Raw genomic sequence first — 11,194 nt, forward strand, 5'->3', positions numbered from 1 at the left:
AGGTGAATGCCTCATGCCGATTGCCCATACGCCGACCACTGTTCCAGTCATCGTGGATGACGCCAAATGCATTGCCGACAAGGGATGCACGGTCTGCGTCGACGTCTGCCCACTCGACGTGCTGCGGATCAGCGATCTCACCGGCAAGGCCTATATGAAGTACGACGAGTGCTGGTATTGCATGCCTTGCGAGACCGATTGCCCGACCGGCGCGGTCACCGTCAACATCCCCTATTTGCTGCGTTGACATGACCGTGTTCGAGCCGTTCGAAGCGTTCGGAGACCTCGGCGAGATCGCCGAGCGGATGGCGAGTGAGGACCCGTCGGTGCGCCGGCTCGCGGTGCTTGACCTCGTGGAGACGTCAAGCGAGGAGGCGGTTCCGTTGTTGGCACAGGCGGCCCGCGACGTTGCGCCGTCGGTCAGGCAGCAGGCCGTCCAGGCGCTGGGTGAGTTCGACGGTGTCGATGTGGCGAGGGCGCTGACGGGTGCCGTCCTCGATCCCGAGGCAGACGTCGCCCGGGCGGCCGCCGACAGTCTTGCCGAACTCCGTGATCCGGCGGCCAGTGATGTCTTGCAGCCGCTGGCAACACATTCCTCGGCGTTTGTGCGCGCCGCGATCTTTCGTGCGCTCAAGGCGCTCCAGGTCGATGCATCGCTCGGTCCTGCGATTGTGGCGCTCGGTGACGGTGAGCCCGCCGTGCGCGTGCAGGCGGTCGGCGTGATCGGCCATCTCAAGAAGACTGAGACCCTGCCGTCGCTGATCCGTGCGACCCGGGATGAGTCCGGCGACGTAAGGCTTGCCGCCGTCAATGCGTTGTCGTTTGCGCGAAACGACATCGCGGCCCAGGCCGCGGCCGCTGCGCTATCGGATCGGGAATGGCAGGTCAGGGCCGCTGCGGCGGACGCGATCGGGCGGATCGGCCAGGTGTCGGCGGCAACGGCGCTGGTTGCCTCGCTCACCGACAGCTATTGGCAGGTGCGCCAGAAGGCGATTCAGAACCTGGGCAGGCTTCGTATCCGGGACGCCGTCGGCGCCATCGTCACCTTCCTCGACGATGAGTTGCCATCCTTGCGCAAGGATGCCGCTGCGGCGCTCGGCGATATCGCCGATCCGCGCGCCCGCGACGCGCTCGCCGCGCATGCCGGCGATGAGGACCCCGATGTCCGAAAGACCGTGGCCTGGGCGTTGGGCCAGATCGGGGAGAGCTGACTATTCCCGGAACAGGATTTTCTCGAGCAGATCGACCCGCTTGATCCGGATGACCCCGTCCTCGATCGCGATGATGTGCTTGGTCTGGAAGCGCTTCAGCATCATCGTGACCCACTGCCGGGTGGAACCCACCATGGCGGCAATCTGGTCGTGCGTCACCTTCCGATTGACGATCACGATGTCGCCGTCAGCAACTCCGTAGAGCTCGGCAAGGTTCAAGAGATACTGCGCAAGCCGCTCGATCACCGAACGCGTGCCGAGCATCTGCGCCATCGACGAATAGCACTTGCCCTTGGCGATCAGCCCGTCGATCAGCGCCAGCGCAAAGGCCGGCATTTGCACCAGAAGCCTTTGCACGACCGCGCTCGGCAATGAGGTGATCTCGCAATTCTCCATCGCAACGCCGGACCACATGTGCGGCCCGCCACCGGAAATTTCGGGTCCACCGATGAAATGGCCGGGCGTCCAGTAGGCGAGGGTGATCTCCCGCCCCGACGGCGCGGTGTAGTAGACCCGGACCTGTCCCCGCCTGATGATGAAGATGCCGCTGTGGTGCTCGCCCTGGCTGAACACCATGTCGCCTTGCGGAACCAGGATGGTGCGCCCGGCTGCCTGGACTTCTGCCTTCTGTTCGGCCGACAGACGATCGAGAAAGTGCGCGCCGACGTCGAGCCCGTCGATGCTCTCGCTCATGAACAATGCGGAATCGCCGCCAGGCGCCGACGCGGCGGTGACGACCGCGAATGCCTGCCGTGTCCGATAAGTCCTGTCGGCGGCAGCACCCGTCCGCGCCAACAGACTGCGTGAATCGGGTTCGGATGCTTCCTTCAGTATCGTCATTGCCGCCGGATTGCCTTGAGCTGCCAGGCCGACAGCTAAGGGTGACACGAGGGCAAAGTCCACTTCTTTGATCAACCTTCAATGCACTTAGCAAAGCCGGTGCGTGAACGGCATCCCGTCGAAATGATTCGTCTGTCGATTGGGTCGCCGCGAGAAAATCATTCAACGCAGCCGACGCTCATCATGACGGGATCGCGAGGCAAGCGATCGGGCAGCGCAATGCAAGTAATTGCTTCAGCCTGCGCGGCATCGGCCCGATAGTCCCGCAGTATTTGTGGGCGGCGGCGCGCCGTCGATCGATGCCAAGGACAGGGCTGATGATCTCGTTCCGTTTCCTGAAGACGACTGCCATTGCTGCGATGGCTGCGCTTGGACTGACCAGCGGCTCACATGCCGAAACGATCCGCGTCGCGGTTGGAACGCAGGACACCACCATCAATTGCGCGACGGGCGGCCTTCTGATCCGTGAACTGAAGCTGCTGGAAAAATTCCTGCCGCATGATGGCAAGTACAAAGATGTCACCTACGACATCCAGTGGAAGAATTTCACCAGCGGCGCGCCACTGACCAACGAGATGGTCGCGGGCAAGCTCGATTTCGGTGCGATGGCGGATTTCCCCGGCTCGCTCAACGGTGTGGCGTTCCAGAAGGCCGGCCGTCGTAGCCTCTTCATCAGCGTTCTGTCGGGCAGCACCAAGGGCAGCGGCAACGGCATTGTCGTGCCTTCGAATTCGCCGGTGCAGTCGATCGACGACCTGAAGGGCAAAACGATCTCGGTCCCCTTTGCGTCGACGTCGCATGGCATGCTGCTGCGCGCGATCGAGGGCAAGGGCTGGAACGCGGAAACCGACGTCAATATCATTACACAGGCGCCCGAAGTTGCCGGGCCTGCGCTGCAGGCGAACAAGATCGAGGCCCATGCGGATTTCGTTCCGTTTGCCGAGCTGTTCCCCTGGCGCGGCTTTGCGCGCAAGATCTTTGATGGCTCGCAAGCGAATGCGCCGACCTTCCACGGTGCGCTCGTGGATGCCGACTACGCCGAGAAATATCCGGAGATCGTCAATGCCTATCTGCGTGCCGCACTCGAGGCCGATCGCCTGATCGCGAACGAACCCGAGAAGTACAGCGAACTGATCGCCAAGGTGACTGGCATCGAGGCGGAGGTGGTCTATCTGTTCCACGGCCCGCTCGGCCTGCAGACGCGCGACGTGACGTGGAAACCGGAATATCGTCAAGCGGTGGCCACTTCGATCAAGACGCTGAAGTTCCTGAAGCGCACCGACAGTGACCTCGATATCAATCAGTTCGTGACCGACAAATACATCCGCGCCGCATCCGCGGAAAACGGCCGCGACTATGATGCGCAGTTGAAGAATTACGATCAGCTCGCCCTGAAGGCAAAAGACGCGACGACCGGAGCCGAGATCACGGACTTCAGTCGGACCGCGCAGATTTGGGTCAAGGATGAGCCGTTCGTTCGTCACTACAGCTCGCCTGAGAATGCGTTGAAGGCGCTCGCGGCACTGGAGAAGGAAGGCAAGGCGATTCGCGTCGTCTATGCGCAGGATCGTGAAACCCGCATCAAGCTGTTTGCGAACCAGGCGTGGTTCGTGCGTTCGGCAAAGGGTGAGCTCAGTACTTTCCTGCTCATGGATGGAGCGGAAAAATGGGCGAAGGAACACGGCGGCACCGTGGTCGATTATACCGGTGCCCGCGAGTCCCTCCTGGCGAGCCGATGAGCAATGGCAATCGGGCGCACCGTCGACGGGGTGCCGGGAGCGCGCTGGCTCGTCCGCGCCCTGTCGATCGTCGGCTGCATCGCATTGTGGCAACTTGCCTCGTCGCTGCATCTGAACCTGGGTGTCGTCACTTTCCGTAACGTACCGCCGCCGACCGAGGTGCTGCAGTCCGCCATCGTTCTGTTCAAGTCGCCGAAGCTGTTGGCGCATGTCGGCAGCAGCCTGTGGCGGGTGTTTGCGGGATATGGTGCCGCAGTCGTGTTCGGGATCGCCTTCGGCTTCGCGATCGGCCGCTCGCGTGCCGCCAGCGACCTCTTGCTGCCGCCGCTCGAGCTGCTGCGGCCGATCCCGGCGGTGGCGTGGATACCGCTGTCGATCCTGATCTTCCCGTCGTCGGAGATGTCGATGATCTTCATCACGTTCATCGGCGCGTTGTTCCCGATCATTCTCAATACCGTGCACGGTGTTGCGAACATCGACCGGCGGCTGATCGCATCTGCGCGCAGTCTGGGCGGCACGCCGGCCGCCATCCTCCGCGAGATCGTCCTGCCGGGGGCGGCGCCCAGCATTGTCACCGGCCTTGCCATCGGCATGGGGACATCGTGGTTCTGCCTGGTCACGGCCGAAATGATCTCCGGTCAGTTCGGCATCGGCTACTATACGTGGGAAGCCTACACCTTGCAGAACTATGCGGACATCATTGTCGGCATGCTGGTCATCGGCCTGCTCGGAATGGGCAGCAGCTGGCTGTTGATGACGCTGGGCCACTATCTGATGCCATGGCAGCGCTCAACGGTGACGCGATGAACATCCGGGTGTCAGATGCGTCGGCCAGGGCGGTCGGCCGGATCGAGATCGATCGAATCTCGATCTCGCTCGGAGAGGGGGTGGACGCGTTCGAGGCCGTCCGCGATCTCGATTTTTCGATCTCGCCCGGCGAGCTCGTCTGTGTGCTTGGGCCATCCGGATGCGGGAAGTCGACCTTGCTGGGCGCCCTGGCGGGACATCTGCCGGTGACGCAGGGACGGCTGACGGTCGACGAGCAACCGGTCGTGGGGCCAAGCCCGGATCGGGGCATCGTGTTCCAGCAGCATACCTTGTTCCCATGGAAGCGGGTCCGGGACAATGTCGCGTTCGGCCCGAAAATGCGCGGCGTCGTCAGGGGCGAGCGGCATCGTGCCGCGGATGAAATTCTGCGGCTCGTCGGCCTCGCCGGTTTCGAGCGATTTTATCCGTCGCAGCTTTCGGGTGGCATGCAGCAGCGCGTGGAGATCGCGCGTGTCCTCATCAACCGACCGCGCATCCTGCTCATGGACGAACCGTTCGGCGCTCTCGATGCACAGACGCGCAGCATGATGCAGGAGGTTCTGCTCGACATCTGGACCAGGATTCCGACCACCACAGTGTTCGTGACGCACGATATCGAGGAGGCGCTGTTCCTGGCCGATCGTGCCATCGTCATGAGCGCCCGCCCGGGGCGTGTCATCGACGATATCGACCTTCCGTTCAGCCGGCCCCGTCAGGCCGAGCTTGTGACTGAACCCGGGTTTGTGCAACTGAAGCGCCACATCATCGGCCTTCTCAAGCAACGCGAAGGCTCGTCGCCGCTGCCGCGGCTGAGCCCCCTCGGATAACAATGAGCAGCCGGCGGCCGACCGATGCGGCCGCTGCATTGTTCCGCTGCCTATCCGGAAGTCGTGGCCTTCGAGACTACACTGGTGCGAGTGCCGGGACAGGCAGGGCGGTCACCGACTTGATCTTCTCCATTGCGAAGCGTGAGGTCACATTCTTCAGCGCAATCGCGCCGATGAGCTTCTTGTAGAACAGATCATAGCTCTGCATATCAGCGACGACCACACGCAGGACATAGTCGATGTCGCCGGCCATGCGGTAGAACTCGATCACTCGGGCATCGCGCTGACGACCGACGCAAATCTCCTCAGCCACTTGTCGGAGTGGTCGTCGCTCTCGACGGACACGAAGACCGACAGACCCAGACCGATCTTGTTCTGGTCGACGAGGGCGACCTTGCCGGTGATGACCCCCTCGTTCTCCAGACGCTGCACGCGCTTCCAGCAAGGGGTCGAGGAAAGTCCAACGCGCTCGCCGATCTCGGCGACCGATAGCGATGCGTCTTCCTGGAGAACCCGCAGGATCTTGCGATCAATCGCATCGAGGCGGCGCGGTGTAACGGCCGGCAGCGTCTGGATCTCGCTCATGTGCAGAGAAATTCAAATGAATGGCTGTGGTGGATGCTAGATGTAAGAATATTCTACGCAAGTCGCCAGCGTTTTGAATAAAGCGTCAGTCGGAGAAATCCCTTCTGCCGGCGCAGCTCCTCGCAGTTCATCCATCCGGTTGTCGCAGACAGGAAGCCGTCGTCACGCTGTACTCTCGAGATGCTGTGCCGCTAGCAAGTGACGGGGTTGAAGCAGGCTTGCGGGTCGTGACGCCCAAACCGCCCGGCTCTCGTTCGAGGTAACCGTTCTCGGCCTCCGAGATGATGCCGCCGAGAAATGCGGGGGCCGGCTATGCGTCCAATTGCCTCGCACGCGGTCTCGTAACTATCAGATTGAACGCAGATGCGGAACAAGCGGGCCGGCGCCGGAAACAGATTCTGCAAATGGCATGGCAAGTAGAACAGCTTCAATGCAAAGCGCTGAAAAATGAATTTCATTGCCGTCGAATTCGGCGTCGGACTTTGCCTAGGTGTCTCGGGGGCAGGTGAGGCGGGATAAGTTCGATTTCATGACGGATGCGTCACTGCTTTCTGCTCCTGCCGATGCGGCGGCGACGCGAACACCTGCTCGCAAGGAGCCCGCGCTCCTTGGGAGCGAACCGGTCGTGTCGATCGTGGCGGACGTCAGGCCCAACGCCGACATATCGGCGTCGTCGGCGTCGCGAGGCGTGACATGCCGCTCGTTGTTGCTGCCATGGCTGCCGCCGCTTGCGGTGCTCGCCATCTGGCAAGTCCTGTCGGTTAGCGGCGCCGTATCGACCGCGGTCGTGCCGGCTCCTGCGGACATTTGGAACGCCGCCCGTCAGCTCGCCGAGCGCGGCGAATTGCAGCATGACATCCTGGTGAGCCTTCGTCGCGTCGCAATCGGCTTCGCGATTGGCGCCACCACCGGCCTTCTCTTCGGCTTGCTCGTCGGGTTGTTCGAGGCGGTACGCGATCTGTTCGACCGCTCGCTGCAGATGATCCGAACCATTCCGCATCTGGCGCTGGTGCCGCTCATGATCCTGTGGTTCGGGATCGGTGAAGAGCCGCGGTCGATCCTGGTCGCGATGGAATCACTGTTCCCGGTCTATATCAATACCGTCGGCGGCATTCGCAATGTCGATCCAAAGTTGGTCGAGCTCGGCAGGTCCTATGGTCTCGGACCTGTGGAGCTCGTGTGGTCCATCATCCTGCCGGCGGCGCTGCAGCCGATCCTGGTCGGCATCCGCTATGCGCTTGGCGTCGCCTGGCTGACCCTGGTCGTCGGCGAGACGATCGCATCCCGGGACGGCATCGGGTACCTCGTGCAAAATGCCCGCGAGCTGCTGCGCATCGACATCATCATGTTGGCGATCATTCTCTATGCGATCGCAAGCTGGCTGTCGGATTTAGTCACGCGCCTGGTCGAGCGGCGCCTGCTGCGCTGGCATCCGAACTATGCCGAGCGGGGGAAGGCATGAGGGGCGCGGCGGTCAGTCTGCAGGGCGTCAGCAAGTCATTTGCCGGCCGCTCGGTCCTGCAAAGGGTCGACCTCGACATCGCAGCCGGCCAGTTCGTCTCGATCATCGGGCCGAATGGCGCCGGCAAGTCAACGGTGCTGCGCCTCATAGCGGGCCTCGAGACACCCTCCGGCGGCCGTATCGAGCTGCGTGCGACCGGCCACACGGCGGATGTACGCCTGATGTTCCAGGAGGATCGTCTGCTGCCGTGGCGGACTGTGCGCGGCAATGTCCAACTTGGCCTCAAGGGCCGTGACCGCGAGGCGTTTGACATCCTCCGCGCCGTGGGTTTGCAGGGACGCGAGAGCGAGTTTCCGATCGGGCTGTCCGGCGGGCAGCGGCAGCGGGTGGCGCTGGCGCGGGCGCTCATCCATGAACCGGACCTCTTGCTGCTAGACGAGCCCTTCGGCGCGCTCGACGCCATCACCCGCGCGGCAATGCAATTGCTGCTGGAGCAACTGCTCGCCGCGCGTCCCCGCACCGTCGTTCTGGTCACGCACGATGTCGAGGAGGCGCTTCTGCTTTCCGATCGCGTGCTGCTGGTCAAGGACGGCGGCATCGCGCAGGATCTCGTGTTCGATCGGCCGCGCTCGCGGCATCGTGGCGATCCGGCCCTGGCTGCCCTCAAGGAAGAACTGCTCGACGGTCTGTTGACGGCGGAAGGCAATCTGCCGGCGGTCGCGTGACAGATCAAGAAGGATAATTGAATGATCTCGAACGGCTCAATTGGCATGCGCCGTCGCAGCGTTTCGCGGCGAATATTCCTGGCGTCGGCTGGCGTGACGGTTGCAGCCGCGACGGCCGGCGTACGTGGTGTGACGTTTGCGGATGCGGCCGGCGCAGTTCCAACACAACTGACCGTGGCTGTCATCGGTGACGGCCGTACCGGTGTTTGGGCCTCGCTGCGCACCGGCGCCGGCGGCCGAAACCTGGAGCAGGAACTCGGCACCAGGATCGTCTGGCAGCCGGGGTTCACGGCTTCGCTTCCCGTGATGGAAGCGCTGAAAGCAGGTTCGGTCGACTTGACATTCGCAACCGCGACCGCTGTTGTGAACGCCGTGCCCGCGCGCGTGCCGATCGTACCGCTTGCCGCTTATCCGCTGCCCGTCGACGAGGTCGATTTTCTGGTGCAGGCCAGTTCGCCGATCAAGACCGCGGCCGATCTGAAGGACAAGAAGATCGCCCATCAGAACGGCACGACCGGCACCTATAGCTTGATCAAATATCTGGAGACGGCCGGGCTCAGATTGTCCGACGTGCAGGCCGTGAGCCTGAGTGGGGCAGACGCGTTCACCGCGTTTGCGCAAGGCAGCATCGATGGTTGGATTCACTGGCAGCCTGCGACGGCTCTCGCGCTGACGAAGCTCGGTGACAAGGCGCGCCTGCTGCCGGACGTCAAGACCTACGACTATGCCTTCTACGTGGCGCGTAGCGAGGCCGCGGTGAAGTATCCGCAATTCCTTGCGAAGTTCGTGAAGATCATTCGCGAGACGCAGGCCCATATTTTCGCGCACACGGCGGAATCCGTTTCACTGTGGGCGTCCCAGGGTGGCTTTCCGCCGAATGGTGCCGAGCAGGCCGTGTACGAGAAGCTGGTCCGCGAGGCCAGGCTGTCCGAGTCGACGGCCGTCGCATTGAAGCCGATCGATGAAGCCGCTGCCGCAACCACGCAGGATCTCGCAGATAGTTTCCATGCCTTGGGTGTCCTCCTGAACAAGGTCGACGTGCGATCGTTCCTGCTTGGTGCGCAATTCGACGCGGTAAAGAAGGCCGTCGTCGTGGAGCTCGGCGCATAGACCGTGGTCGAGACAACCCGCAACACAGAGAAAGCATCATGAGTGCCCAAATCGGTGACACGGTCTCCATCACGTCGGCGACCATCGGCCTTTTCGGCCGCTATCTGCTCAGCGCAGGCAGCAACCATTTCGTCTCGGACCAGCGCGCCGCTGCAGGTGGGCCGGCTGAGGCGATCACCGCCGGCGAGCTGCTTCTGTCGTCGCTGGGCAGTTGCGCGCTCGACCTGATCCGGAAGATTGCGAAGGAGCAGGACATCGCCCTGCGCGAAGCCGGGACCAAAGTCTCGTTCCAGCGTCATGCCAGCGATCCGACACGGTATGAATCGATCCGCATCGCAGTGCGGCTCACCGGCGTGACCGCGAGCGAGGCCGAAACGCTGGTCGGCGGCTTCACGTCCAACTGTCCGATCTACAACACGCTCAAGCGCGGCGGCCCCTTCGAAATTTCCTGGACCGTGAGCTGATCAATGACTGCCAAGAAACTGCATCTCGCCGCCTTCGTTTCCGCCGGCCCGGTCTCGGGCAATCACGGCGGATGGCGGCACCCGAAGGCGGGCGGCGACCTGCTGTCGGCTGGTTACTACCAGAACATTGGGCGGCTCCTGGAGGAGGGGCGCTTCGACCTGCTCTTCATTGCCGACATTGTTGCGATTCCAGATACGCTCGGCGGCAGCCTGGCCAGCCAGCTTCGCTATGGCGCCTTGGGAGCCTTGCGGCTCGATCCGCTGGTGGTGCTATCGGTGATCGCGGGCGCGACGAAGCACCTCGGGCTCGGCGCGACGATTTCCACGACCTACACGCAGCCGTACAGTCTGGCACGCGCGCTGGCGACGCTCGACCATATCAGCGGCGGGCGTGCGGCATGGAACATCGTCACGTCATTCCAGGAAGCGGAGGCGCGTAACTTCGGGCTGACCGAGCAGCTCTCGCGTGACGAACGTTACGACCGTGCCGACGAGTTCCTCGATGTCACGACCAGGCTGTGGAATTCCTGGCAGGATGGCGCTCTGGTGCGCGATCGCGATGCGCCGCTGTTTGCCGATCCCGCCCGGGTCCGGGCGATCAACCATGCCGGCAAATGGTTCAATGTCCGCGGCCCCCTCAATGTCAGCCGGCCACCGCAGGGCCGTCCGGTCTTCATCCAGGCTGGTGCCTCGGCACGCGGCCGCGACTTCGCGGCGCGTTGGGCCGAGATCATCTTCGTGACCCCCGGGCTGATCGATGTCGCCGTCGAATTCCGCAACGACCTGCGCGCACCAGCGGTACGCTTCGGGCGCGATCCGGATACGCTTAAGGTGTTGCCCGGCATCGTGCCGGTGATCGCAGACACCGAGAGCCGCGCCAAGGCATTGCACGACGAGCTCTATGGTCTCTCCCATCCGGAGGCCGGACTCTCGACCCTGTCCTATCACCTCGGTGTCGATCTCTCGCTGTTCCCGCAGGATCAGGTGTTGCCGGAAAATCTCAATGTCCCCGGCGTCGAGGGGCACTATCGCGAGGTCTCCGAGCTGACCCGTCGCTCCGGTCTCAGCCTGGCCGAACTGGGCCAACGGTACGGCGCGGGGCGGACCACCAGCGGCTTCACCGGTACTCCTGGCGCGGTCGCCGACCGTATGCAGGAATGGTTCGAAGCCCGTGCCTGCGACGGCTTCATGTTGCAGATCGCCTATCTCCCAGGCGGGGTGGAGGACGTGGTGCATCAACTGGTGCCGGAACTGCAGCGCCGCGGTCTCTTCCGAACAGAGTATGACGGCTCGACCCTGCGTGACTCGCTTGGATTGGTCCGGCCGCGGAATTGATTCAACTGCACGGATTTGGCGGCCAGTTGTCGTCATTTCTTCTGTACCAGAAAAGGAATTGGCCTGGACAGTCAATCCGCTGCAACGGT

General features: G+C 63.0%; 11 protein-coding genes and 1 pseudogene. 10 read left to right on the plus strand and 2 right to left on the minus strand.

What is annotated here, in order from left to right; translation table 11 throughout:
* The first annotated feature begins 13 nt into the window (after positions 1-13).
* Both ACE103_RS11180 and ACE103_RS11185 read left to right on the plus strand, forming a co-directional pair.
* The gene (locus ACE103_RS11180) at positions 14-247 is read left to right on the plus strand and encodes a ferredoxin family protein (protein ID WP_028340042.1); all 234 of its coding nucleotides are present in this window, start codon (positions 14-16) and stop codon (positions 245-247) included.
* A 1-nt stretch (position 248) separates the two neighbouring features.
* Positions 249-1,211, plus strand: coding sequence for a HEAT repeat domain-containing protein (locus ACE103_RS11185; RefSeq protein WP_375779451.1), 963 nt, complete (start codon positions 249-251; stop codon positions 1,209-1,211).
* Here the strand turns inward: ACE103_RS11185 and ACE103_RS11190 are convergent, their stop codons facing one another.
* A complete protein-coding gene (locus ACE103_RS11190; RefSeq protein WP_375781087.1) occupies positions 1,212-1,904 on the minus strand; it encodes a Crp/Fnr family transcriptional regulator in 693 nt (230 codons plus the stop codon).
* 464 nt (positions 1,905-2,368) lie between these two features.
* Between ACE103_RS11190 and ACE103_RS11195 the strand changes: the two genes are divergently transcribed.
* From ACE103_RS11195 to ACE103_RS11205, 3 genes are read left to right on the plus strand one after another with little or no spacing between them, the layout of a single operon-like run.
* The gene (locus ACE103_RS11195) at positions 2,369-3,790 is read left to right on the plus strand and encodes an ABC transporter substrate-binding protein (protein ID WP_375779452.1); all 1,422 of its coding nucleotides are present in this window, start codon (positions 2,369-2,371) and stop codon (positions 3,788-3,790) included.
* Between the two features lie 3 nt (positions 3,791-3,793).
* Positions 3,794-4,597, plus strand: a complete 804-nt coding sequence (locus ACE103_RS11200) for an ABC transporter permease (protein WP_375779453.1) — start codon at positions 3,794-3,796, stop codon at positions 4,595-4,597.
* Positions 4,594-5,424: an ABC transporter ATP-binding protein gene (locus ACE103_RS11205; RefSeq protein ID WP_375781088.1), complete on the plus strand. Its 831-nt coding sequence runs from the start codon at positions 4,594-4,596 to the stop codon at positions 5,422-5,424. The genes ACE103_RS11200 and ACE103_RS11205 overlap by 4 nt, the downstream gene beginning before the upstream one ends.
* A 76-nt stretch (positions 5,425-5,500) precedes the next feature.
* Here the strand turns inward: ACE103_RS11205 and ACE103_RS11210 are convergent.
* Positions 5,501-6,009 (minus strand): annotated as a pseudogene (locus ACE103_RS11210) (Lrp/AsnC family transcriptional regulator).
* Between the two features lie 625 nt (positions 6,010-6,634).
* On the opposite strand from ACE103_RS11210, the gene ACE103_RS11215 reads away from it, so the two are divergent.
* The 5 genes from ACE103_RS11215 to ACE103_RS11235 all read left to right on the plus strand — a co-directional run bounded on the left by ACE103_RS11215 (position 6,635) and on the right by ACE103_RS11235 (position 11,105).
* Positions 6,635-7,471 (plus strand): ABC transporter permease subunit, encoded by an 837-nt coding sequence (locus tag ACE103_RS11215; RefSeq protein WP_375779454.1) that lies wholly within the window; start codon positions 6,635-6,637, stop codon positions 7,469-7,471.
* Entirely contained in the window at positions 7,468-8,196 is a 729-nt protein-coding gene (locus ACE103_RS11220; RefSeq protein WP_375779455.1) for an ABC transporter ATP-binding protein, read from the plus strand. The genes ACE103_RS11215 and ACE103_RS11220 overlap by 4 nt, the downstream gene beginning before the upstream one ends.
* Before the next feature lie 93 nt (positions 8,197-8,289).
* Positions 8,290-9,306, plus strand: a complete 1,017-nt coding sequence (locus tag ACE103_RS11225; protein ID WP_375779456.1) for an ABC transporter substrate-binding protein — start codon at positions 8,290-8,292, stop codon at positions 9,304-9,306.
* Between the two features lie 38 nt (positions 9,307-9,344).
* Positions 9,345-9,770: an OsmC family protein gene (locus tag ACE103_RS11230; protein WP_375779457.1), complete on the plus strand. Its 426-nt coding sequence runs from the start codon at positions 9,345-9,347 to the stop codon at positions 9,768-9,770.
* Between the two features lie 3 nt (positions 9,771-9,773).
* Complete coding sequence (locus tag ACE103_RS11235; RefSeq protein ID WP_375779458.1) at positions 9,774-11,105, plus strand: LLM class flavin-dependent oxidoreductase; 1,332 nt, start codon at positions 9,774-9,776, stop codon at positions 11,103-11,105.
* Positions 11,106-11,194: the final 89 nt, after the last annotated feature.

The organism is Bradyrhizobium sp. ma5, assembly GCF_042258955.1.
Taxonomy (GTDB): domain Bacteria; phylum Pseudomonadota; class Alphaproteobacteria; order Rhizobiales; family Xanthobacteraceae; genus Bradyrhizobium.